The 25926-nt window shown below is 31.7% G+C and carries 21 protein-coding genes; 14 read left to right on the plus strand and 7 right to left on the minus strand.

From position 1 onward, the window contains the following. Window positions 1–27: 27 nt before the first annotated feature. On the minus strand, window positions 28–711 hold the full coding sequence (locus EG240_RS03160; RefSeq protein ID WP_125017349.1) for a ComF family protein: 684 nt from the start codon (window positions 709–711) through the stop codon (window positions 28–30). A 104-nt stretch (window positions 712–815) separates the two neighbouring features. Between EG240_RS03160 and EG240_RS03165 the strand changes: the two genes are divergently transcribed. The 5 genes from EG240_RS03165 (at window position 816) to EG240_RS03185 (ending at window position 5573) form a co-directional block, all read left to right on the plus strand. Continuing rightward, window positions 816–2357: a glycine--tRNA ligase gene (locus EG240_RS03165; protein ID WP_125017351.1), complete on the plus strand. Its 1542-nt coding sequence runs from the start codon at window positions 816–818 to the stop codon at window positions 2355–2357. A 251-nt stretch (window positions 2358–2608) separates the two neighbouring features. Further along, window positions 2609–3019: a BrxA/BrxB family bacilliredoxin gene (locus EG240_RS03170; protein ID WP_125017353.1), complete on the plus strand. Its 411-nt coding sequence runs from the start codon at window positions 2609–2611 to the stop codon at window positions 3017–3019. A gap of 86 nt (window positions 3020–3105) precedes the next feature. Further along, a complete protein-coding gene (locus EG240_RS03175) occupies window positions 3106–3837 on the plus strand; it encodes a lysophospholipid acyltransferase family protein (protein ID WP_125017355.1) in 732 nt (243 codons plus the stop codon). 39 nt (window positions 3838–3876) lie between these two features. Next, the gene (locus EG240_RS03180) at window positions 3877–4881 is read left to right on the plus strand and encodes an acyl-ACP desaturase (protein WP_125017357.1); all 1005 of its coding nucleotides are present in this window, start codon (window positions 3877–3879) and stop codon (window positions 4879–4881) included. 47 nt (window positions 4882–4928) lie between these two features. Then, window positions 4929–5573, plus strand: a complete 645-nt coding sequence (locus EG240_RS03185; RefSeq protein WP_125017359.1) for an HD domain-containing protein — start codon at window positions 4929–4931, stop codon at window positions 5571–5573. 37 nt (window positions 5574–5610) lie between these two features. Here the strand turns inward: EG240_RS03185 and EG240_RS03190 are convergent, their stop codons facing one another. Further along, window positions 5611–7782: a zinc-dependent metalloprotease gene (locus EG240_RS03190; protein ID WP_158611976.1), complete on the minus strand. Its 2172-nt coding sequence runs from the start codon at window positions 7780–7782 to the stop codon at window positions 5611–5613. A gap of 250 nt (window positions 7783–8032) precedes the next feature. On the opposite strand from EG240_RS03190, the gene EG240_RS03195 reads away from it, so the two are divergent. After that, complete coding sequence (locus EG240_RS03195) at window positions 8033–8956, plus strand: bifunctional riboflavin kinase/FAD synthetase (protein ID WP_125017363.1); 924 nt, start codon at window positions 8033–8035, stop codon at window positions 8954–8956. A gap of 5 nt (window positions 8957–8961) precedes the next feature. Then, window positions 8962–10338, plus strand: coding sequence for an HTTM domain-containing protein (locus EG240_RS03200; protein WP_125017365.1), 1377 nt, complete (start codon window positions 8962–8964; stop codon window positions 10336–10338). On the opposite strand, the gene EG240_RS03205 is transcribed toward EG240_RS03200, so the two are convergent. From EG240_RS03205 to EG240_RS03215, 3 genes are all read right to left on the minus strand, one after another. Next, window positions 10245–11051, minus strand: coding sequence for a UDP-2,3-diacylglucosamine diphosphatase (locus tag EG240_RS03205; protein ID WP_125017367.1), 807 nt, complete (start codon window positions 11049–11051; stop codon window positions 10245–10247). The genes EG240_RS03200 and EG240_RS03205 overlap by 94 nt on opposite strands. A gap of 3 nt (window positions 11052–11054) precedes the next feature. Then, window positions 11055–11507 carry a 6-pyruvoyl trahydropterin synthase family protein gene (locus EG240_RS03210; RefSeq protein WP_125017369.1) on the minus strand — a complete coding sequence of 151 codons (453 nt, stop codon included), beginning with the start codon at window positions 11505–11507 and terminating at the stop codon, window positions 11055–11057. Window positions 11508–11599: 92 nt separating this feature from the next. After that, window positions 11600–12361 (minus strand): enoyl-CoA hydratase/isomerase family protein, encoded by a 762-nt coding sequence (locus EG240_RS03215; RefSeq protein WP_125017371.1) that lies wholly within the window; start codon window positions 12359–12361, stop codon window positions 11600–11602. A 95-nt stretch (window positions 12362–12456) separates the two neighbouring features. Between EG240_RS03215 and EG240_RS03220 the strand changes: the two genes are divergently transcribed. The 7 genes from EG240_RS03220 to EG240_RS03250 all read left to right on the plus strand — a co-directional run bounded on the left by EG240_RS03220 (window position 12457) and on the right by EG240_RS03250 (window position 23570). Then, on the plus strand, window positions 12457–13491 hold the full coding sequence (locus tag EG240_RS03220; protein ID WP_125017373.1) for a hypothetical protein: 1035 nt from the start codon (window positions 12457–12459) through the stop codon (window positions 13489–13491). A gap of 338 nt (window positions 13492–13829) precedes the next feature. Then, window positions 13830–15530: a hypothetical protein gene (locus EG240_RS03225; protein ID WP_125017375.1), complete on the plus strand. Its 1701-nt coding sequence runs from the start codon at window positions 13830–13832 to the stop codon at window positions 15528–15530. Window positions 15531–15624: 94 nt separating this feature from the next. Then, window positions 15625–16293 carry a hypothetical protein gene (locus EG240_RS03230; RefSeq protein WP_125017377.1) on the plus strand — a complete coding sequence of 223 codons (669 nt, stop codon included), beginning with the start codon at window positions 15625–15627 and terminating at the stop codon, window positions 16291–16293. Between the two features lie 40 nt (window positions 16294–16333). Next, window positions 16334–19450 carry a hypothetical protein gene (locus EG240_RS03235; protein ID WP_125017379.1) on the plus strand — a complete coding sequence of 1039 codons (3117 nt, stop codon included), beginning with the start codon at window positions 16334–16336 and terminating at the stop codon, window positions 19448–19450. An 11-nt stretch (window positions 19451–19461) separates the two neighbouring features. Then, on the plus strand, window positions 19462–20727 hold the full coding sequence (locus tag EG240_RS03240; protein WP_125017381.1) for a gliding motility-associated C-terminal domain-containing protein: 1266 nt from the start codon (window positions 19462–19464) through the stop codon (window positions 20725–20727). A 2-nt stretch (window positions 20728–20729) separates the two neighbouring features. Then, window positions 20730–21644, plus strand: a complete 915-nt coding sequence (locus EG240_RS03245; RefSeq protein ID WP_125017382.1) for a PorP/SprF family type IX secretion system membrane protein — start codon at window positions 20730–20732, stop codon at window positions 21642–21644. A 3-nt stretch (window positions 21645–21647) separates the two neighbouring features. Further along, complete coding sequence (locus EG240_RS03250; RefSeq protein WP_125017384.1) at window positions 21648–23570, plus strand: OmpA family protein; 1923 nt, start codon at window positions 21648–21650, stop codon at window positions 23568–23570. Window positions 23571–23766: 196 nt separating this feature from the next. Here the strand turns inward: EG240_RS03250 and EG240_RS03255 are convergent, their stop codons facing one another. Continuing rightward, window positions 23767–25212 (minus strand): NAD-dependent succinate-semialdehyde dehydrogenase, encoded by a 1446-nt coding sequence (locus tag EG240_RS03255; RefSeq protein ID WP_125017386.1) that lies wholly within the window; start codon window positions 25210–25212, stop codon window positions 23767–23769. A gap of 77 nt (window positions 25213–25289) precedes the next feature. Beyond that, entirely contained in the window at window positions 25290–25901 is a 612-nt protein-coding gene (locus EG240_RS03260) for a thymidine kinase (RefSeq protein ID WP_125017388.1), read from the minus strand. Window positions 25902–25926: the final 25 nt, after the last annotated feature.

Below are 25926 nucleotides of genomic sequence, written 5' to 3' on the forward strand. Positions count from 1 at the left end.
AGAGTTTGAAAATGTTTTAGCAACTTGTTATTTTGTAACTGCCATAAAAAAAGTGCTTATTTTACTGTTTGGGATTTTAAGTAATTCTTTTCCTAATATTTCTAAGGTTGAACCTGTTGTAACAACATCATCCAAAATCATAAAATGTTTTCCGTAATCAGATTCGTTGTAATTTACTGTGAATAAATCCGATTTTAAAGAACTACGTAAGAATAGATTTTTTTTCATCGCCTGTGGAGTTGTATAAAAATTCCGAGTTAATCTTTCTTTGTTATAAGGAATTCCCGTTAGTTCAGATAATCGTTTTCCAAACGAATCCAATTGATTGTATCCGCGTTCTTTTTCTTTTTTCTTATGAAGTGGAACTGCCACTAGTTCATCAACTTCTTTGAATGCGATGTGATTTTTGTATTTTTCAAAGGTCAATTCCGCAAATAAAATTCCAATATTCTGTTGGTCTTTATATTTTAATTCATGAATCAAGTTATGAGAAACTTCTTTTTTGTCATAATAAATCAATCCGTTTGCGCAAACTAAAGGAAGCTTTCCGAAGAAACGAGTTAACAAAGTAGGATTTGAATGGTTGCCGACCGTTACAAAATCTAAACTATGCAAACATTCAGGACATATATAATGCTTGGTGTTGATTATTGTTTCATTACAACCCAGACATTTTTTTGGAAAAACTAAATTGAAAAGATGTTGAAACATAAGCGTTTTTTTTTAGCAATGTTAAGTTACAAAAAATAGTTTAATTCAATTTTTAATTTTTTACAAAGAACAAATAATTATAAACTATTTGCTATTTTTGCATCATGGCAAAACAAGAAGATATTTTTAAGAATGTAGTTTCGCATGCAAAAGAGTATGGATATATTTTTCCATCTAGCGAAATTTACGATGGTTTGAGCGCGGTTTACGATTATGCTCAAAATGGAGTAGAATTAAAGAAAAACATCCGTGAATATTGGTGGAAATCAATGGTTCAAATGCATGAAAATATTGTAGGTATTGATGCTTCAATTTTTATGCATCCAACCACTTGGAAAGCATCGGGTCACGTTGATGCTTTTAACGATCCATTAATTGATAATAAAGATTCTAAGAAAAGATATAGAGCAGACGTTTTAATTGAAGATTATTGCGAAAAACTTTGGCAAAAAGCTCAAAAAGAAATCGAAAAAGCTCGTGGTCGTTTTGGTGAATCGTTTGATGAAGAACAATTTATTGCAACAAACGGAAGAGTTGTAGAATATCTTTCAAAAAAGAAAGAAATTTTAGAACGCATGGCTCATGGTTTAGAAACTGGAGATTTGGCAGATGTGAAATTGTTAATTGAAGAATTAGGAATTGCAGATCCAGAAACTGGTTCTAAAAACTGGACAGATGTTCGTCAGTTCAACTTAATGTTTGGTACAAAATTAGGAGCTTCTGCAGATACAGCAATGGATTTGTATTTACGTCCAGAAACGGCTCAAGGTATTTTTGTAAACTTCTTGAATGTTCAGAAAACAGGACGTATGAAAATTCCTTTTGGAATTGCACAAACCGGAAAAGCTTTCCGTAATGAAATCGTTGCACGTCAGTTTATTTTTCGTATGCGTGAATTCGAACAAATGGAGATGCAATTTTTTGTAAAACCAGGAGAAGAAATGAAATATTACGAGTATTGGAAAGAAACTCGTTTAAAATGGCATTTGTCTTTAGGTTTAGGAAAAGAAAATTATCGTTTCCACGATCATGAAAAATTAGCACATTATGCAAATGCTGCTGCAGATATTGAATTTAACTTCCCGTTCGGATTTAAAGAATTAGAAGGAATTCATTCTCGTACAGATTTCGATTTGAAAGCACATGAACAATTTTCAGGAAAGAAATTACAGTTTTTTGATAACGAAACAAATTCATCTTATGTTCCTTATGTTGTAGAAACATCAGTTGGTTTAGATCGTATGTTTTTGTCTGTTTTTTCAAAAGCTTTGCAAGAAGAAACTTTGGAAGATGGATCTACAAGAACTGTTCTGAAATTACCAGCAGTTTTAGCTCCAACAAAAGCTGCAGTGTTGCCTTTAGTGAAAAAAGATGGTTTACCAGATGTTGCTCGTGAAATTATCGAAGATCTAAAATGGGATTTCAATGTCGCTTATGACGAAAAAGATGCAGTTGGTCGTCGTTACCGTCGTCAAGATGCGTTGGGAACACCTTTTTGTATTACGGTTGATCATCAAACATTAGAAGATAAGACAGTTACCATTCGTCACAGAGATACGATGCAACAAGATCGTGTTGCGATTTCGGAATTAAGAAGTATTATTAACGAAGAAGTTTCTATGAGAAATTGGTTAATGAAAATGTAAAATAAAAAAAGTTGCTAAAAATAGCAACTTTTTCTTTTTTAATTAAAAAAAAGTTTTATATTTGAACTGTCGATGAAATATAAACTATTTCAGAGGCAAAAATGAATATTTGATTCATTTTATAAGTGGTTGGTTAGGTTGCTCATTTATGGGCAACCTTTTTTTTGTAAATAACATTTCTTTAAGAGTATTTGGAGTAGTTATTTCTAAATTAGTTTTTTAACTTTGTGCTATAACTTAATTTTATTATTATGTATCCAGAAGAAATGGTAAAACCAATGCGTGAAGAATTAACTTTAGCTGGTTTTCAAGAATTATATACAGCGGAAGATGTTGAACAAGCTTTAGCTAAATCAGGTACAACTTTAGTAGTTGTTAATTCGGTTTGTGGTTGTGCAGCACGTAACGCACGTCCAGGAGCTCGTTTTAGTTTAGATAACGACAAAAAACCAGATCAAATTGTAACTGTTTTTGCTGGAGTTGATAGAGAAGCTGTAAATGCAGCTCGCGAAAAGATGTTTCCTTTTCCTCCATCATCACCTTGTATGGCATTATTCAAAGATGGAGAATTGGTTCATATGTTAGAACGTCACCACATTGAAGGACATCCTGCGGAGGTTATTGCTGAAAATCTGAAAGAAGCTTATAACCAAAATTGTTAATCTTCTTTTTAAAAACAAAAACAAACCACCTTTTTTGAGGTGGTTTTTTTGTAAAATCGTATATTTGAACCAAAATATTCATTAAAGTGGAAAAAATTATTTCTTACCCAATAAGTGCGGTCTTTTATTTATTGCTTGGATTATGTTTGGTTGTTTTTCAACCTATTCAATGGATATGCTATAAATGTTTTGGATATCAGGCGCATAAGCAAAGTGTTGTGGTCTTGAATTGGTTTTTATTACGATGCGCTAATGTTTTAGGAACAACTATTACTGCTAAAAATGTAAATGTAATTCCAGAAAACAAACCTATCATTTTTGTATCTAACCATCAATCGATGTTTGATATTGCAGCAATGATTTGGTTTCTTAGAAAATCGCATCCTAAATTTGTTAGCAAAAAAGAATTAGGTAAAGGAATTCCAAGTGTTTCTTTTAATTTGAAATATGGAGGTTCTGTTTTGATTGATCGTAAAGATCCAAAACAAGCTTTACCTGCTATTAGAGGTTTAGGAGAATATATTCAGAAATACAATCGCTCGGCTGTGATTTTCCCTGAAGGAACACGTTCTAAAACAGGAGTGCCAAGAAGTTTTTCTGAAAACGGATTAAAAATGTTGGTAAAATATGCTCCAGATGCATATGTTGTACCTTTAACTATAAACAATTCTTGGAAATTATTCAAATTTGGAATGTTTCCGAATGGTTTAGGAGCAAAGATTTCTTTGTTCGTTCATGAACCAATGAAAGTATCGGATTATGATTTTAAAACACTGTTTGATAAAACACATGAAGCGATAATTTCAAAAATCGAATAAAATAATGTTATCATCGAGATAACGAATTAAAATGATTATATGTCAATAAAAAATGTGCGTTTAGAAGTAATGCAATTTCTGGAAAAAAACATAGATAGTTTTGTAGAAAACTATTTGATTCCAGTTGAGAAAATTTGGCAACCATCGGATTTATTACCTGATTCGGAAAGTGAAAATTTTTTAGAAGAAGTAAAAGAATTACGTGAGTATGCCAAAGAATTGCCTTACGATTTTTGGGTTGTTCTTGTTGGAGATACAATTACTGAAGAGGCTCTACCAACTTACGAATCTTGGTTGTTAGATGTTGAAGGTGTTGATCAAAGAGGTGGAGAAGATGGAAGTGGAAATGGATGGGCAAAATGGATTCGCCATTGGACAGGTGAAGAAAATCGTCATGGAGATTTGTTAAATAAATATTTATATTTATCAGGTCGTGTAAATATGAAAGAAGTTGAAATCACAACACATCATTTAATTAACGATGGTTTTGATCCAGGAACGGATAGTGATCCTTACAAAAATTTTGTATTTACGAGTTTCCAAGAATTGGCTACTTATGTTTCGCATAATCGTGTGGCACAATTAGCTAAAAAAGGAGGTGATCATAAATTATCTAAGATTTGTAAATTAATTGCTGGTGATGAAATGCGTCATCATCATGCATATTCTGAGTTCGTTGATCGTATTTTCAAAGTTGATCCATCTGAAATGATGTTAGCTTTTCATTATATGATGAAGAAAAAAATTACGATGCCAGCAAATTTAATCCGTGAATCGGGTGGTAAAATTGGAGATGCTTTTCATAATTTCTCAGATTCAGCTCAAAGAATTGGTGTTTATACTTCAATGGATTATGTTGATATTCTTGAAAAATTAATCAAGCGTTGGGAAATTGATAAGATTAATAATCTTACCGATGATGCTGAAAAAGCTCGTGATTATCTGATGAAATTACCAGATCGTATGGCGAAATTAGCAGACCGAATGAAAATTGCTGAAGAATCTCATGTTTTCAAATGGGTGACACCTGCGATTATAAAATAGTATAAATAAAGAGCTGATGAATTCATCGGCTTTTTTAATTTGATCGAATGAATAAGTTTGAACAAACGATTGCTTTTGTTAAGCAAGAACTTAAAAATGCCGAATCTGGTCATGATTGGTTTCATATAGAAAGAGTTTATAAAAACGCTTTAAATATTTTAAATTCTGAAGAAGGAAATAAAGAGATTGTTATTTATGGCGCATTATTGCATGATATTGCTGATAGTAAATTTCATGATGGAGATGAAACTATTGGTCCTAAAAAAGCAGCTGAATTTCTTAGAAGTATTTCTGTAGATGAATCGATTGTGGGACAAGTGGTTAAAATCATCGAAAATATCTCTTTTAAAGGAGGTAATTTTGAACGTAATTTCGAATCACCAGAATTGTTTATTGTTCAGGATGCTGATCGTTTAGATGCGATTGGAGCAATTGGAATTGCTCGGACATTCAATTATGGAGGATTTAAAAATAATTTGATTCATGATCCTGAAATTGCTCCTAAGATGCATATGTCAAAGGAAGAATATAAAAATCATAAAGGAACTACGATTAATCATTTTTACGAAAAGCTATTGTTGCTTAAAGATTTGATGAATACGCAAACAGGGAAAGAAATTGCTAAAAAAAGACATCAATATATGATAGGTTTTCTTTCTCAATTTTATTCAGAGTGGGACGGTGAATTATAATAAAAAAGGCGAACATTAGTTCGCCTTTTTTATTTAATTATTTTTTGATAATCTTCTTAGTTGATTGGTTTGAACCATCTTTGATTTTAACTAGATAGATTCCAGAATCGTAATGAGATAAATCAATTTCACTTGAGATTGTTCCGATGTTCTCGATATTAACAGATTTCAATTTACGACCTCTAATGTCAAAAACTTCCATGTTAATTTCATTTCCAGATGTTGATGTAAATGATATGGTAACGATGTCTGAAGTTGGATTAGGATATAATGAGAAATTGTCAAATTCAAAATTGTCATTAGTGGCTGTAACGCTAATTCCGATTGGTTTAGAAACGGTATAGAAAATATTTCCTACCGCTTCAATCTTTATACGTGCCGGTAAAGTTGCATCTGTCAAAGCAGGAACCGTAATAGATTGGCTACCGTCATTTGGTGTGTTTGCTGCTAAAACAAAAGGATAGGTTTGCCCGTTATCTTGAGACATTAAAATGTTTACTTGAGACGTATTTATTCCGTTTGCTGTTGTACCGGCCACATTCCATGTGATTGTTTTTTGTTGACCAACCGACCAGTTTGGTTCTGTAGTGGTAGTGATATTATTTGGATATGTGATCACAAATGGACCAACATTAGCAAAAGTTATATTAACTTCAGCTGATTTAGTTTGACCTCCATTAATACCATTATTATCTCTAACTGTTGTTGCAAATTTCATTGTTCTAGCTACTGTAGGGAGTCTTTCCCAAGTTGACGATACAATTCCGTTAGCATTTGTAGTTCCAGCTAAAACAGTTGCTGTTGAAGGGAATGATCTACTTGGATTTGATGTTGGTATAACAGATCTGAAATTAGGTCCTGTAGTTGCATTTGCTAAAGGTGGTTGTTCTGAAATATTATTGTTCATTTGCTCCCAAGTATATGTTAAGCTATTTGGGTTGTTAGTGTCAGTTGCATTTGTAGTTAAAATAAATGGAGTTCCATTAGGAATTGTTTTATTTCCAGATGTACTTGTGATTGTTGGTGAAGGATTTGCTGTAGATATAATTGTAGGACAATTGTTCCAGTTGGATTGTAAAAATTCAGAGATCTCTTGAATACTTATTTGGTGAAAATAGGCATCTGAATTATCTTGTATGTTTGGAGCGCAAATTCCCGCATATGCCATAATTGTTGTTCCACTACCTGGTTCTACAGCGGTTGCGTTGTTTCTGTTTCCAAAACATAAATTGTTGTAAGTATGACTTGCCCAAAATTGATGACCAACTTCGTGAGCTACATAATCAATGTCAAATGGATCTCCGACTGGAAAAAATACTCCAGTTATTCCACTTGCTTTTGAAGAAGCATCACATGGCGATGGAGAAGCTAATCCACCACCTTCAGTACTAACCGTATGGCCAATGTCAAAATTAGGTGTTCCGATAATATTTGTAATTACAGCTTGACTTTGATCAATTAATATTTCTGGATCATCGTTTGCAAAATTATCTGAATTGATAAAAATTATATTAGTATTGTTAGCTACTAAAACAAAACGAATTGAAAGATCACGTTCGTAAATTGAATTTAATCTATTGATAGTAACGTTCATCGCTGCCAAAACGATTTGCTTTTTTTGTGCTTCTGTAGTTTGCGGAACGTTGTTTGGTGCGGCGTTTACATGAAAAGCAGCATATTCAGTTGTACAAGCCATCGCAAAGCGGTATCTTCTAAACTTACTATCTGTGCTTAAAATTTGATTTTCTGAATTAATTTGATTGTCAGAAGTTAAATGATCTTCTGTATCTTCAACTAAACATTTGAACGATTTATTTGAATTCTCAATATTACTTCTTTTGTAAAAAATGTAAGTATTAAAATCTGTAGTATAAGTGTCAACGTAATACGTTGTTCCTTCTCCGTTATAACCCATAATATGCATTCCGAAAGCTGGAGTAATACTTATTTTGATTACGTTTGAAGGGTCTTTACGATTGATTCCTGTAAAGTTGTGGATGTTTGGATTTTGAGCTGCCAATTCTGGCTCTAACATTTGTGATTTAAAAATTTCAAAACTTGAAATATTTCCGTTTCCATCAGGGAAATTTACATAAGTTGTTGATGAATCCGTTGTTGTATCATCTGGGGCGATAATTAGTTTGCTAGTTAATTCTGTAAGATTAACATCAAACAATTGATAGGTGTGAGGTACATTACCTCGGTTCATTTTTTCTTTAATTAAAATCTGATTTTCATTAATTTCTTTCCATTGTGAGGATTGGGCGAAATTTGTAAAAATTGAAAATAATACAAAAATGAACGCGAATAAAATAGGCTTTTTAATCATTTTATTTTGTTTGTTGGATTATATCCATTAAAAATAATTTATTTTTTCCAAAATTGCGAATTTTTTATTTTATAAATAAATTTTTTAACGCTTAGATTTGTTAAATATTTTAAATTTGCCAAAAAAAACTTTGAAGGTATTTAATTCCATTTTTGATTTTAAATCAGATAAAAAAACAGTTGTAACCCTTGGTACGTTTGACGGTGTACATTTTGGTCATAAATCGATTTTAAATAAATTAATTGAGTCAACTATTAATTCTGACGAAGAAAGTCTTGTTTTGACTTTTTTTTCGCATCCAAGAATGATATTAGAGCAAGATTCTGATATCAAACTTTTAAATACAATCGAAGAAAAGGCTCAATTGCTAAAGGAACTTGGTATTCATAATTTGGTTATTCAAAAATTTGATAATTCTTTTTCTCAATTACTCCCAGAAGATTTTGTAAAACAAGTTTTAGTTGATATCTTTAATGTTAAAAAAATAATAATTGGTTACGACCATCGCTTTGGGAAAAATCGTGCTGCGGATATTAATGATTTAATTGCATTTGGTAAAAAATATAATTTTGAAGTGGAACAGATTTCTGCTGAAGAAATTGATAATGTTTCCATAAGTTCAACAAAAATTAGAACAGCTTTACAATCTGGAAATATAAAACTGGCAAATGAATATTTAGGATATCCTTATTTTATCAACGGAAAAGTTGTGAAAGGTAAGCAACTTGGTAGAACCATCGGATATCCAACAGCTAATATTGTTGTGAGTGATAAATATAAATTGATTCCTGCGATTGGAGTTTATGCTGCTTACGCTATTATAAACGATGTTAAATATTATGGAATGCTAAACATTGGTACAAATCCAACAATAGGCGATAATCCATTAACAATTGAGATGAATATTTTTGATTTCGATGAAGATATTTATGACCAAGAAATTGAAATTGGTTTTATTGATAAAATTCGAAATCAGCAAAAATTTAATTCTTTAGATGAGTTAAAACTGGCACTATCTAAAGATAAAGAATTTGCATTAAATGTAATAAAATAGAAAATATGGTACAAAGACTTTTTAAATCTGTAGATAATGCCCCTTTGGTTTTGTTCAGAATCTTTTTCGGGCTTGTTTTTGTTTTTGAAAGTTTTGGTGCGCTTTCAACAGGCTGGGTTAAACATAATCTTGTTGAGCCGCGTACAAATTTTACGTTTATCGGATTTGAGTTTCTTTTAAATTTGATGGGTGAATATATGTATGTTCATTTTGCGATAATGGGAGTTTTTGCCTTGTTTGTAACATTTGGTTTTAAATATCGTTTTAGTATTATTGCTATGACAATTATGTGGGCTGCAGTTTATTTTATGCAGAAAACATCATACAACAATCATTATTATTTGATGATGTTGGTTGGTTTGATAATGAGTTTCTTACCAGCACATAAATTTGCTTCAATTGACGCGAAGTTAAATCCATCTATTAAGAAAAATTTTATGCCAAATTGGATTCTTTTGGTATTTATAATTCAAATAACTTGTGTTTATTTTTATGCTACCGTTGCTAAGTTTTATCCAGATTGGTTAGATGGAACGGTAACTTCAAATATGTATGCATCAATGAAAAAGTTTCCTGCTTTTTCTGAGCTATTTAAGAATCATTATTTTCATTTAGCAATTGCTTATATTGGTATTGCATTTGACGGATTAATTGTACCCGCTCTTTTGTGGAAACGTACTCGTGTTTTTGCAGTTCTTTTATCTTTGGTTTTTCATATCAGTAATTCAATTACTTTAGAAATTGGAGTTTTTCCTTATTTTGCTTTGGCTTTGTGTGTTTTCTTTTTTCCTCCAGATCAAATTCGTCGTGTGTTTTTTAGAAGAAAACAACCTTTAAATAATGAAACTCCTGCGTTAGATTTTGAATCAAAAAAGATATTTCAATATTTCTTTGTTCCGTATTTGATAATCCAAATTTTATTACCAATTCGTCATTGGTTTATCAAAGGAGATGTGCTTTGGACAGAAGAAGGTCATCGTTTAAGTTGGCGAATGATGCTTAGAAGTCGTACTGGATATGCTAGATTTCATGTAGTTGATAAAGCAACTGGAGAAAGAGTGCTGTTTAAATTAGATGACTTTTATAATAAAAAGCAACGAAAACGTATTAATACACCAGATATGATTTGGCAAGCTGCACAATATATTAAAAGTGAATATGCAAAAGAAGGAAAAGATGTTTCTGTTTTTGCAGCTTCAAGTTATGTTTCTATTAATAAAAAGCCGGGTTGTCAATTAATTGACCCAGAAGTTGATTTAACTACGGTTGAATGGAGTCATTTTAAACATCATGACTGGATTTTGCTTTTAAAATGCACTGAAGATTCATCATCACGAAAATTCATTAACTCAAATTTACCATTAAAAGTTATAACTCCGTAAGTAAAATATTGAATCCAATCACCAAGATTTACGTAGGTTGTGTTATTTCCAATGTTTAAAGTCATTGGTAAATGGCGATGTCCAAAGATGAAATAATCGTTCGGATGCGTTTGCATTTTTTTCTTTGCGTAAAGAATTAGCCATTCTTTTTCTTCGCCTAGATATTTTGCATCCTCATCACCCGAAATTAATTTGTTTTTTACAGAAAGATATTGAGCTAATTTTACTCCTAAATCTGGATGAAACCAACGAAACAGCCATTTAGAAAACGGATTTGTAAAAACCTTTTTCATGCGTTTATATCCAAAATCACCTGGACCTAAACCATCTCCATGACCTATGAAGAATTTCTTATCGAAAAATTCAAATTCTTTTGGTTCGTGATAAACAGGGATGTTTAATTCGGTTTGGAAATAATCTTCCATCCATAAATCATGGTTACCTACAAAAAAGAAAATTTCAATTCCGTTGTCACGCATTTCGGCTAATTTCCCTAAAATACGAACGAAACCTTTAGGGACTACGGTTTTATATTCGAACCAAAAATCAAACAAATCTCCTACAATAAATAAAGCGGCAGCATCTTTTTCGATAAGTTGTAGCCATTTCAAAAATTTCTTTTCGCGTGGTAAACTTAGTTCACGAGTTGGTGCACCGAAATGATGGTCCGATGTGAAATATACTTTTTTATCTGTAGGAATGTTTAGTTTCAAATCTTATAAATTATCAGATTGATACCATTCTGCGTACGAACTTTCAGTTTCTTGAAGTCGTAAAGAAAATAACTTAATGTTTTGTGGTAAACGATTTTTAATTTTCTGTGCAAAATCAATAACCATGTTTTCACTTGTTGGTTGATAATCTACCAATATTACATGATGACCTCTTTCTTCAAGTTCTTTTGCTAGCTCAACATGTGGCGTGTTTTTGTTGAAAACTGTTGCATGGTCAAAAACTTCTACAATTTCTTCTCGTACAATTTTCTTTAAATCACTAAAATCAATCACCATTCCAAATTTTACATTGCTTGAATCTGTAATCGGAGAACCAATTACTGTAACTGAAAGTTTATAGCTATGTCCGTGAACGTTTCTGCATTTTCCATCGTAACCATATAAGGCATGACCAGTTTCAAATGTAAATTGTTTGGTGATTCTAATATTACTCATTGTGAAAAAATTTATGCAAAATTACTAAATAAAGCCGAACTAAATCTTAATGTAAACAAAAAAAGCACCATGAATAGATGCTTTTGTAAGTGTTATTTGTTTTTGAATGCATTTAGCGCATTTACTGTAAAATCAGAAAGAACTAATTTGCCTGAAATACCAGCGCGTTCTTTTAATAAAACATCCCAATGTTCGGTGTTTTTCCATAAAACTTTTTTCATTTCGGAAAGTGCTTCAGGGTTGTAGTTTGATAAGCGGTTTGCGAATTTTTCAATAGCTTCGTCCATTTCTTGAATAGAAGAAAAAACTTGCGTAAACAATTGTTTTTCTTTTGCCCATTGCGCTGATTTCCATGTTTCGGCTTCTAAAGTCATTTCGCTCATTGCTGGGAAACCAATTTTTCTTGTTACAGCTGGTTCAATCACAAATGGTCCGATTCCAATTGCTAATTCTGAAAGTTTAATTGAAGCATTTTCTGTTGCAAAACAATAATCACAAGCTGCAGCTAATCCAACACCGCCGCCAACTGTTTTTCCTTGAACACGTCCGATTATTAATTTGTTTGAAGTTCTCATCGCGTTGATAACATTTGCAAATCCACTGAAAAACTTAGTTCCGTTTTCTAAATCATTAATTTGTAAAAGTTCATCAAATGAAGCGCCTGCACAAAAAGCTTTTTCTCCTTCACTTGCTAAAATGATAAGTGTAACTTCTTTGTTGGAATTTAGTTCGTTTATTGCGTTTGTTAGCGCTTGTAATTGTTCACTTGGGAATGAATTACTAGCTGGATGATAAAAATTTATAGTTGCAATTTTTTCTGTAATTGTTGTGTTTATAGTACCTGTTGTTTGCATTTTGAGTTGTTTAATGCGACGAATTTAATCATTTTAAAATTAATGTTAAATTATTATCTATTTATTTAACTTTGTAATTAAAAAAAAATGCTGTTATGATTAAAGGTTTAGTTTCTATTGTGTTAGGATTGTTTTTTATAAATGCGAATTCTCAAAGTAATTTTGATTTTTACAAAGTTTATGAATTAAATATTTCTGACTTAAATACATTAACGACTAATGAGAATTATGATTTTGGATATAATTTCTCTGAAGATGCTTCTAAGTCTATTGAATTAGGTTATTATTTATGGATTGAAAATACGTGGTATAAAATTGCAAATGATAATGAAATTTTCAAAGTTGAGGATAAATCGCCATTGTATTTTAAAATTGATAAATCCAATCAAAAGGAATTACAGATTAAAGATTCTGTTGGGTCTGTGTATTCCTATAAGGTTCAATTATTGGAAAGTTATTTGGTTTCTGAATTGATTTATAAAACAAATTTAGATGTAATTAAAAATATAGCTCAAGCAGAATCAATACCTGTTTCTGTTTTAAATGAATCTAAAAAATCTGAAGAAATTAAGATTGCTTCGGTTGAGTTAAAGACAAAAAATAAAGATGAATTCGATACTAAAGATCAAATCACTTATACTGATAATGTTTCGGCTAACGAGATAAATATTGCAAATGCTGAAGCGATGTTGTTTCCGATGGATGAAGTTCAAAATAATAATGTTGTTGTCAAAGAGGAGGAGTTGGTCGTGGTTGAAGATGTTGTAATTGAAAATAATGTTGATGTCGTAGCTGTAGTTTCTGATAGAAAAGAATTGCCAAAATTGTTAACTGGTTTTTTTATTGCTCCTAATATTGAACTTGCTATTTCTGCTCGAAAAGGAAGAGTTTTAGATTTTGACTTGTTCGATTATTACGAGAAAAATTTTGCAAATGTTGTTGTTAGTAGTTCTAGTAATCCAACAAAAATTCAATTAACTAAATCTGATTTGGAATATCAATTAACTTCTTTTAATAAAGATGAAATCGAAATTATTGAAATATCTGAGCAAGGTGTTTTGAGGTATAAGATTTTAAAATCCGATTCATCTAAGGCTTCAAATATTAATGTTCGTTATATCTTAAATTAAAATATTCTATACAAAAGTATAAAACCAATCCGTAAAGGATTGGTTTTTTTTGTGTGATTTAAAATGTTGTTGTTTTATATGATCTATTTTTTAACTAAATTATTTAAATATAATCTATTTATTTTGTGTTTATTATGTTGATTTATTTGTTTTGTTGCAAATGTGTGGTTTTATTGATGGTTTCGGTGTTTTTTTTGTTAATGTAGTAATTGTTTTTTTTGTTTTTTTGTTAATTATTGCGAAAATAAAATTTATTTCAGTAATTTTTTTGTTAATAATTGGTTTTTACAGAAAGTTTTTCTTAATATTGTCTTAAATAACTAAAATACTTAGAAAAGATGAAAAAGATTACATTATTAGCTGCCTTATTAGGTACAGTTTATTTTTCAAATGCCCAAGTTGGAATCGGTACTGCAACGCCAAGTACTTCAGCAATGTTAGAAATCGCTGGAACAAATAAAGGGGTTTTAATTCCTCGAGTTAGTTTGACAGATTCCGAAACTGTTCTTGCAACAGGTGTAAATCAAGAGAATAGTTTATTGGTTTATAATGTTGGAGCGAGAGGTGCTACAGGAAAAGAAGTAAAAGATGGTTTTTATTATTGGAGTAATACTGGTAGTACAGCAAGTACCATAGGTAAATGGATTAGAATTGTTAATCAAGCAGATTTAGATACTATAGTTGCAGGACAAACAACAGATATAGCAAAAATTAAAGCATTATTGGATGCAGCATACGGTTCAAATAATTTAGGAAATTCACCTACAACAGGAACATTTGGAGGAATGGTATTTGCACCTGGTGCTACAGGTACTCCAGCGAAAATTGAATATGTAAAGTGGAATCCAACCTTGAATGGTCCTACTACAGGAGGTTATGAAAAAATTGATATTACATCCATAATTTCAAGTCTGATTAATGCTAATGAATCAAATACTTCTTTGATTAGCGATACTGATAAAAAATATCAATATTATATTTCGGAAGAATATATTAAAGCTATTAAACTTGCAGCAAATGGAGTTTACACAGCTCCAACACAAACTGCAATAGATGGATGGGATGCCACACCGCCAACAGGTGTTTTTATGATTGAGTTTGTTAAAGGAATTTCTAATAATTTCTTAGAACTTTCAACAACTGTTACTAATATACCAAAACCAGGAGGTGGTTTCTATAATGTTAAGGAATATATTGAGTTTTTAGCACAAAATACTAACGCTAACGGCGATACTAAGATTGTATTGACTGGTGCTGGTACTCCAGCAGATCCTTATGTAGCTAAACTTCAAAGGGGGGATACCACTTTAACTCCGGCAGCTTGGGTTGATGTTGATAATTCTGCTTTCAAAACAATAGTGAAAGACAATGAAACAAAAACTGTGGTAAAAACATTAGATGGAAGAACTTTCTATTTTTCTGAAACATCTTCTATAGTTCCTGCTGATACTACAACAGCAGCTCAAGCAACTGCAACAGGTGTTGTAGGTGTTTATGAATTACATATGGGTAATACAGGATATACAACGGCAATAATACCTGCTGCTCAGAATCCGAATGGGGATTTAATACCAGCAAATACATTATATTATATTACAACTGCAGGTGTTAAAATTGCAATTCCTATGAATGATATTGTTTATCAAGGTATAAGTCAGTTTACAGCAAACCAAATTAATAGTACTAAATTAAAACTAGGAGATAATCTATCAAGTACATCTTTTACTGGTGATACGATTACAGTTGGAGGTGATACTCATTATATTTATCGAGGTGTTTATTCTACTATAGTTACTGCAAATGAAGCAAATACTTCAGGTGTTACTTTAGGACAAAGTGGATCTAAAATACTATCTATTGATTTAAGATATGATGGAGGTATGGTGGCTTCTGTAACCGATGTGACTTTGACTGGAGCTACACTTGATTTTAAAATTGGTACTGGAAAAATGTATAATGTACTTGGAGCAGCTAATATAACTGCAGATGTTATTGTGGAATTTGCTTCGGCTACAGCTCCTGCTTTTGTTACACCATAAAAACAGTAATGAACAACACCGAAACGATTCTTTGTTTTGGTGTTGTTGTTTCATTAATATCTAACAAAACAATACTAACATAACCGCCCAAATTATGAATAAAATATACTTAACTCTATTGTTTTTTGTAATCGCTCTGAGGGTTCAAGCCCAGGTAGGTTATGGAACCGCCACACCCGATAAATCTGCGGCTATTGAAATTCAGGCTTCTGATAAGGGAATTTTGGTGCCGAGAATTAATTTAACTTCTGCAACTCAAAAATTAAATGCAACGGCAAATAACGCCAATGCATTATTGGTGTTTAATACTGGAACTGTTTTATCACAAGGATTTTATTATTGGAAAGCAAAAATTGAAAATGACATAGATAATGGTTCTTGGATCGCCTTAGGTTCTGAGGTTTCATCAATGCCGAAGTTTTTTTATATGCCGTCTGTAGTTTTACCAACGGTTTCAACAGATTCTAGAATTACAGCTAATGGTAATTATAGATATGCAGATGCAACTTTTTCTGTGAATTTATATGTCTTGTTTTCTTCTCAATTTACTACGCCTGTTACCTCAAGTACAGGAAGTACAGGTTTGGATGGATTTGTTTTTTCAGATGCAACACTTTATGAATATTTTATAACATTTGCCGACTCTGATGTTTTTACTAATGTTGCAGTTACTAATAGTGGACTTTTAACCTATAAAGTTAATACCAACTCAATAATCCGAAACGGATCTTTTATGAATATTGTATTGAAGGTTAAAAATTAACTTTCGTTAATTCTTTAATAATCTTTAAAAATAATACAATATGAAAAATATTATAAAATATATATTAATAGTTGTATTTGCTTTTGCACAAATACAAACTTTTGCGTTTAATAACTCTTCTGATTTATGGAAGAAAGTTTCTATGAAGGAAGAAGTGAATTGGTTATTTTCTAATTCCGATAAAAGTTTTTTTAAACCTGATTTTCTTGTCGAGGGTAATTATTTTTCTGTAAAAAGTGAAATAATTGGTGGTGAGTGTTATGCTAGTACAGTTAATGCAAATAGTAAGAAAATAAAATATACCTTAAAAAATATTTCTGGAAGTGCTATTACGCTTGTAGGTAGAAATTCAACAGGTAATAAACTTCAATTTAATTTCGATGGTATAAATTATTCTACATTAAATCCTTCGAATTCTTTGACAGATTCGGGAATTTTTGGAGCGGGTCCATATTTTCTTGCTTCTCAAACCATAGCAGCAAATGCTGAAATTGTCTTCGAAGTTAATCTTGCATCATCTTCATCGGACGCAATTCAAACAAAATTAACGATTACTTATGGTTCTAGTATTGGAGCGGTTTCTATTTCAGAAAGCAATACAATTGAAAATTTAATTGAAAGTAATACTATTTATAAAACCTTAAATGCTCCAGGTAGCTTGTCAAAACAATTAAACCAAGCAAGTTATTACACTCTTGCAACCGCATCTGGTTTAGCTAATGTTGAGAGATATAAATTTTATGATGCTTCAAATAATGTTTTGTCAGGTTCTTTACCAGTTAAAATGCAAAATGGTTTAATAGCTTTAGGAACCTATGTCAACGGAGTATTGACATTTGGTAATTATACTTCAGCTTTAAATTTACAATATGCTATAAGTAATGGACCTTGTGAAAGTAATAAATCTAGTTATACGTTAACAGCTTATACAGGAAGTGTTCCATCTAGTCCTGGTACAATTAAGGGTAGTCCTGCTTCAATTTGTTATGGTGATACTTTTGTTGTTGAGAATGTCGAATTGGCAATGCTAGCATCAGGACTTGGTTATAATGCTATTTTAAGTAATTATTCTTGGGAAATTAGCTATGATGATGGAGTTTCTTGGTTAGTTCCAACGAATACTTCATTAACTACTATAAGTGGAACTGATCCTACAAATTTTAAAATAACTTTTAATAATTTAACTCAAAAAGTTTCTGTACGAAGAAAATTCAATCCTACAGGAGCTGGGTCTTTAGAATATTCATATTCAAATGTGGTTAGTGTAGAAGTTGTTCATAATAAAATTGATTTTCCTTTTGATTGGGATGTGTATTATGTACCAATGGGAGAAAATTTTACTTTGCCTACTGCAATTACTACTTATCCTTCAAGTGTTGTTATAAGAAATTCTGGAGGTTCAATTGTATCAAATAGTTTTATTGCACCGAACTCAATTGGGGAGCATAATTTTACTTATACAGCAACTCCTCAAAATCCAATAACCGTTTCTGGTGTAGTTTTAAATTGTGTTACTACTAGGGTTATAAAGGTTGTAGTTTATGACATTACTTCTTGTAACATGACTAAAAAACGAACTTTTGCTACAATTGCTAAGCCTTGGACTTCTGGTTTAAGTGGAGTCGCAAATCCTAATAATGCGGTGAATGGTAATAGAGCACAATATGCAACTATTACAGGTGGCGTTGTTATACTTGGTTTAGGAACTGTTGGTATTGATTTGTATTTTACTAAGCCTGACGGTTCGCTTTTTAGTGGAGCCGAATTGAAAGGTAAAAAAGTAGTGGTAAAAATGGGTGAGCAATATTCGGGTTTAAAACTTGCAGGAGGGATGTCTGTCAGAGGTAGGCTCACTAATTCGGGAGTTACAGCTGCAACAGTTACTTCTGCAAATGCAACAAATGTAGGGTCAACTTTTGCGGTTAAAGGAGGTGTTTTGGATTTATTAAAAGGAGATAACGTTTTTGAATATACTTTTACACCGGCCGATGGATTAGAAAATGGTACACCTGTGAATTTTAATGGAATACGATTTGAATTGAGTGCATTATTATCTGTAGCGGATTTAGCAACTGTTTTTTATGCATTTATCGAAGAAGACGTTTTAATCGACTCTTCCAATAATCCTTGCAATGATTTAACTAACCAAATTAAAGTAACTCCGCCTACATCTTTACAATATCCATCTTTGCAAAAAGGTATTTCAATTCAAAATGTAGATTTTCCTTTGAATCCTTTTGTTGAAGATATTTTTTGGGGTAATTATACTGAAGTTTTAAATGTAGCTTCTGGATTATCTTCTGTAACATTTCCTTATTATTCAGTAGATAATAATTATAATAGCTATGCTATTTTTAATACAACAGTAGGAGTACTTAATAAGCAATTTATAAATGTAAAACTTAGGCGAGATGCAAGACCAGGAGATAAAGTACAAATTGTTTTAGGGACAGAGGCTATTAATGTTTTGAACTTATCTTTATTAAATTTGGTTGATTATAAAGTAAAGTTTTTTAAAGGAGATACTGAGGTTGGTTCAATAACACTTGATCGTTTTAAAGTGTTGGATTTAGGTCTGTTAGGTTTTACTGGAAGTCAAAAAGCAATAATTTCTGCTCCAGTTTCTGGTGTCTTTGATCGAGTTCAATTGGAACAATGGAATACCGTAAGTGCAAATCTTGGAAACCAATTATATGTTTATGATATACGCGTTAATCCGACTAGTAATTTTCCTGGTGAAGTTGAATCAAAAAAGGTTACAGCATTATGTGCTACTGATTTTATTAAAATACAAAAATCAGATTTTTGTACAGATTTTGAAGTCTCTTTTTCAGAAGCGACTTTTAATACAAATCTTCAATTAAGAGATGAGTTGGGAAACCCGTTGTTAGATTTAGATGGTAATCCTATTTATAGTATATCAGCTGTAACAGATATTTCTAATTCTAGTTTGGGTAATCCTAAGCAAGTGAAAGATAATATTGCATATTATGAAGTTAATAGATTGTTCACAGAAGTTGGAAATAGATTATTGTTAAAAATTCAGACCAAACGAAATGGTTGTAATTATGGTGATCCGCAATATTTACGTGTTCGCTTAACAAATTGCGAAAGTGCAATTGTAAATCCTGTGATAAAATCTGGAACTAATTATTAATAAGTGTAAGTATGAAAAATAGAATCTCAAAAGCTATTGGAATATCACTTTTACTTATTAGTGGTATAACTTTAGGACAGACAAATCAAAATATTACCGTCAACAACGGAGATATGTATATTTTACCAAATACATTAATTTCAACACATTCTAATTTTGAAAATTCAACTTCTGGTATCGTGTTCAATGATGGAGAATTTCAGTTCTATAAGAATTATAAAAATGATGGCATGTTCACGCATACCACAAATTCAACTACTGGTTATACCGTTTTTCAAGGAAATAATCCACAAATAATTTCGGGTTCACTGCCTTCTAGACATTTCGATATCTTGTTTAATAATAATTCAACGGCTTACGCTTTTCAATTAAACAACGATTTTATGATTGACGGAACAGCCAATTTTGCAAATGGTATCGTAAAAATCAATCGTAATCAAGAAGGAGCAATGTTGTTTACAGAAAACTCAAAACACATCAATACTTCTGATAAAAGTTATGCAGAAGGAATGGTAGAGAAAGTAGGAAATAAACCTTTTGGTTTTCCTGTTGGGAAAAGTGAATTATATCGTCCAGCTTCAATTAGTGCTCCAAAAGAAATTTTGACTTTAATCAAAACCGAATATTTTTTAGAAAATTCAAATCGCGTTCATCCTCATACAAATAAAAGTCAAGAAGTTGTTGGTATTAACGATAAAGAATATTGGTTTATTACAAGAGATGAATCTAACAGCAGTGTGATTTTGACTTTAAGTTGGAACGAAAATACAACACCTCAAGAGTTTACCGATGATGCTCAAAATTTAGTAATTGTTCGTTGGGACGATGCTCAAAATTCTTGGATAAATGAAGGTGGAATTGTTGATTTTGCTAATAAAACGGTTACTTCTCCGGTCGAAATTTCGAAATATGGTGTGTTTACTTTTGGAAAATTGAAAGGTGCTGTAGCTCCAGAATTTGAAGTTATTGTATATAATTATATGACTACAAATGACAATGGTAAAAACGATTATTTAATTATTGAAAACATTGAACGTTTTCCTGAAAATAATTTAGAAATATATAACAGATATGGAGTTAGAGTTTATAAAACGGATGGTTATGGTATAAACGGAAATGTTTTTACAGGATATTCTCAAGCTAAAGTAACCGTAGATAAGAATGAAAAACTTCCAACAGGAACTTATTATTATATTCTTAATTATACAAAGCATGATAAATCTGGGCAAACTCAAGTGATTAAAAAAGTAGGATATATTCATTTAGAAAATCATTAAACATGAAAATAGATTTTAAACTAATTATGTTCATATTGGGTATTTCTACTGCTTCTGTTTTCGCACAACAAGAAGCTAATTTTAGTCAATATATGTACAATTCTTCGATAATAAATCCTGCTTATTCTGGCTCGCGAGAAGATTTGACGATTTATGGTCAATTTCGTTCGCAATGGGTTGGGATGGAAGGTGCTCCACAAACCGCCGCTTTGACGGTACATTCGCCATTTACATATTCCAAATTTGGTTATGGAGTTTCTGTAATTAGTGATAAGTTAGGAGCTATGAATGATAATACATTAGCTTTAGATTTAAGTTATTCTATTGATTTTAATCAAGATTATAAATTAGCATTTGGGGTTAAAGTTTCAGGAAGTTTTTTAAGTGTTGATTATAATAAACTTGATATTTACGATGAAACCGAAGGAACATATAATCTAAAAAATCAATTCAATCCGAATATTGGTGCAGGACTTTATCTATATTCTGAACGAACTTATTTCGGGATTTCTGCTCCAAACATGTTAGAATACGATCGTGGAGGAGATCAAATATATGCAACAATGAAACGAACTATGCATTTTTATGGAACCTTCGGACACGTTTTCGATCTTTCAAGAGATGTTAAGTTTAAACCAACTTTGTTGACAAAAGTTGTACAAGGTGCACCTTTACAAGTAGATTTATCTGCAAGCTTCCTGTTTAGTGAACGTTTTACGGCTGGTGCGTCTTATCAATTTTCATCATCTGTAAGTGCATTGGTTGGATTTCAAATCACTGAACAACTCTTTGCTGGATATTCATACGATTCCAATGTAACCAAGTTAGCGAATTATAACAGTGGTTCTCACGAGATATTTTTACGTTTTGAATTGTTTAATAAATACAAGCGTTTTACAACTCCAAGATTCTTCTAAAATATGATGAAAAAAATAGCACTTTTGGTTTTCGGTTTTTGTGTGATGACATCAAATGCACAGCAACTTCAAGAGCTAAAAGCAAATCGAAATTACCAAGATTATGCGTATATCGATGCAATTTCTATTTATACAAAGCTTGCCAATAAAGGTTATAAATCCGAAAATATATTACGAAAATTAGGAAATGCTCATTATTTTTCGGCAAATTATCCAGAAGCAGCTAAATGGTATAACGAACTTTTTGAAATGACCACAAATGTTGAACCTGAAATTTATTTTAGATATTCGAATGCTTTAAAATCCATTGGACAAATTGAAAAAGCGAATCAATATTTAGATAAATTTATTCAATTAAGCGAAAATGATTCTCGTGCAGTCAAATTCAAAAACAATCCAAATTATTTAAAAGAAATAGAAAAACAAAAAGATAAATATTTGGTTGGATATGCAAACGTAAATTCTAAATATTCGGATTATGCAGTTACTTTTTGGAACGATAAATTAATTTTAAGTTCAAATCGTCCGGGTAGTTCAAAAGCTAGTAAAATCAATACTTGGGATGGACAACCTTTTGCATCTTTGTTTGTTTTGAACGGAAAAAAAATGGAAAGTTTTGACGCATTAGATTCGAAATATAATATTTCAACGCCAACATTTACAAAAGACGGAAACACGGTTTATTTTACTCAAAATAATTTGATAAAAAATAAAAATAATCACGGTTTTACATCAAATCTAAAAATTTTTAGAGCTGATTATGTTGACGAAAAATGGAAAAATATAACAGAACTTCCATTTAATAATGATGATTATAGTTGTGCGCATCCTATTTTAAGTCAAGATGAAAAAGCATTGTATTTTTCGTCTGATATGCCAGGAACTTATGGCGATAGCGATATTTATCGAGTAAAGATTTTTGGCAACAATCAATATAGTTTACCTGAGAATTTAGGTAAGAAAATCAATACAGAAGGTAAGGAAACTTTCCCATTTATGGGTTCAGATAATGTTTTGTATTTTGCGAGTAATGGGCATTTAGGATTAGGTGGTTTAGATATTTATAAAATCGATTTAAAAGACGAAAATGCTGAGGTTGTCAATCTTGGAGAACCAGTAAATAGTTCGTTTGATGATTTTGCGATTTATCTAAAAACGGATAATAAAACAGGATTTTTTGCTTCAAACAGACCTAAAGGTTTAGGGTATGATGATATTTATTCGATTAATGATATCGTTCGCACTCCCAAACCCGTTCCGTATTTGCACTCGTTCTCAGGAAACGTTATGGATAGATTAACCGAAGTTCCAATAAACAAGGTTAAAGTTTCTGTTTTAGATGCAAATTTCCATCCACTTTACGATGTGTTTTCTGTTGCTAATGGAACATTCCAACTTCCAAAAATAGCTGGTTCTCCTGGAGATGTTGTTTATGTTAAAGCAGAACATCCAGATTATATCACAGAAGAAAAACGAATGATTCTACCAGAAAAAGCAGGTGATACAAAAGTGATTATCAAAATGGATAAACGCATTGTTGAGGTCGGAAAAGGTGACGATTTAGCAAAAGTTTTTGAAATCGAAAATGTGATTTATTTTGATTATGATAAATCGAATATTCGTATGGATGCGGCTGTTGAACTAGCAAAAGTTTATGAAGTATTAGCTGAATATCCAAAAATGAAAATCGATGTGCGTTCACATACAGATAGCCGTGGTTCAGATAAATACAATCAGAAATTATCAGAACAACGTGCGCAAGGAACAATAAAATGGTTAATTGAACAAGGAGTTGATCCATCTCGATTATCAGGCAAAGGTTATGGTGAATCCATGTTGGTAAATGATTGCGAAGATGGTGTTAAATGTTCAGAAGAAGAACATCAAAAAAACCGACGAAGCGAATTTATCATCACTGATTTATAAAAAAATAAAAAAGGGCATTATACGTAAGATGTATAATGCCCTTTGAATTCAATTGTGTTTTTTTTGGCTGTCTTCTTTGGTTTTAAAGACATTTCAAAAATAGAACACTATTTTTTATTGAACATCAGGGTTTACCCTGAATCTTCTAATATGTACTGTTAATTTTTTATCTGTTATTTTTTAATTAAATGGATTTTTATTCTACATTTCCAATACAAATATACTTTAAATCAAGGTAATAATCCATTCCATATTTAGATCCTTCTCGTCCTTGACCGGATTGTTTTACACCTCCAAACGGAACCATTTCAGAAGAGATTAAACCATCATTAATTCCTACAATTCCATATTCTAAAGCTTCGCGAACACGCCAAGTTCTGTTTAAATCTTTTGTGTAGAAATAACTTGCTAAACCATAAATCGTATCATTAGCCATTTCAATAGCTTCTTCTTCGGTTTTGAATTTGAAAATAGGAGCAATAGGTCCAAAAATTTCGTTTTTAGCAAATAACATTTCACTGTTGGCATTTGCTATAATTGTAGGCTCAAAAAATTGTGGAGTAACAAAATTTCCTCCAAGTTTAATTTCTCCACCTTTCGATATTGCATCCTGAATCATTTCGTTCATTCGTTCAATTGCCTTTTGATTGATTAATGGACCAATCTGCGTTTCTGAATCTAATCCATTTCCTAATTTTAAATTCTTTGCAGCAGCCGTAAACTTTTCTACAAATGTATCATAAACATTTTCCTGAACTAAAATTCTGTTTACACAAACACAGGTTTGTCCGCTAAAACGAAACTTTCCTGATATTGCTCCTTTGACTGCTAAATCCAAATCGGCATCTTCAAAAACAATGAAAGGCGCATTTCCTCCAAGTTCTAAACTTAGTTTCTTTAACGAATCCGAACATTGTTGCATCAAGATTTTTCCAACAGTTGTTGAACCAGTAAATGATATTTTTGAAACTTTTGAATTCTCACAAAGTTCTTTTCCCATTTCCGAAGCATTTGTACCAACAACCGTATTGATTACTCCTTTAGGAAAACCAGCTTCATGTGCCAAATAATTTATTGCCAAAGCGGTTAGTGGCGTTTCTTCACTCGGTCTGATAACTACCGTACAACCAACTGCTAAAGCTGGTGCAATTTTTCGAGTAATCATTGCAATCGGGAAATTCCAAGGCGTAATTGCTCCAACAACTCCAACGGGCTCTTTTAAAACCATGATTCTTTTCTCTGATGTAAAACCTGGAATCACATCACCATAATTTCGTTTGGCTTCTTCAGCAAACCATTGAATATAATTGGCTCCATAATCTATTTCTCCTAAACTTTCTGCAAATGGTTTTCCAGATTCCAACGTCATGATAGTTGCAATTTCAATCTTGTTTTGCATGATTAAATCATACCATTTCATCATCAAAATGCTACGCTCTTTTACAGATGTTTTTTTCCAAGTTTTAAATGCTGAATGTGCTACATCAATTGCTTTCTTTACTAGTAAACGATCATCGTTATAAACTTGACCAATCACACTTAAATCAAAAGGATTTATAACTTCAAATTTAGAATCGCTTTCATTTATCCATTCGCCGTTTACAAACGATTTCTCAAAGATTAATTTGCTATAGTCATTCATCAGATTCAAATATTTAGATTCGTAAATCTACAAATAAAATCATTTTTAATTATCTAAATAGAAACAAAAAAGACCAACTATTCTGTCGGTCTTTTCGTAATTTCATTATGTTGTTCTTGCATCGCTTTGTAATAAGCTGCTCTACTTAAAGGTTCATATTCTTCTGTTTCGCCAAGCATAACAATGTCTTGATTTTGAGCTTTTCTAAAACTAAAATGGGCTAAATTTCCAGTTCGTGTACAAACCGCATGAACTTTGGTAACGTACTCCGCTGTTGCCATTAATGCGGGCATAGGACCAAATGGATTGCCTTTAAAATCCATATCTAAACCAGCAACAATAACACGAACGCCTGCGTTAGCTAAATCATTACAAACACGAACAATCTCATCGTCAAAAAATTGCGCTTCGTCAATACCAACAACATCACAGCCGTCTGCCAAAATACGAATATTTGCAGCAGCAGGAACTGGAGTAGAACGAATTGCATTTCCTTCATGTGAAACCACATCGACGTCATCGTAACGTGTGTCAACAGCAGGTTTAAAAATTTCAACGCGTTGTTTTGCAAATTGGGCACGTTTTAATCTGCGTATCAATTCTTCTGTTTTGCCAGAAAACATCGAACCACAGATGACTTCAATCCATCCAAATTGTTCTTTATGATTTACTGTATTTTCGAGAAACATTTTCTAAATTTCGGGTTGTGTAAAA

It is taken from the genome of Paenimyroides tangerinum (genome assembly GCF_003865405.1).
Classification (GTDB): Bacteria; Bacteroidota; Bacteroidia; order Flavobacteriales; family Flavobacteriaceae; genus Flavobacterium; species Flavobacterium tangerinum.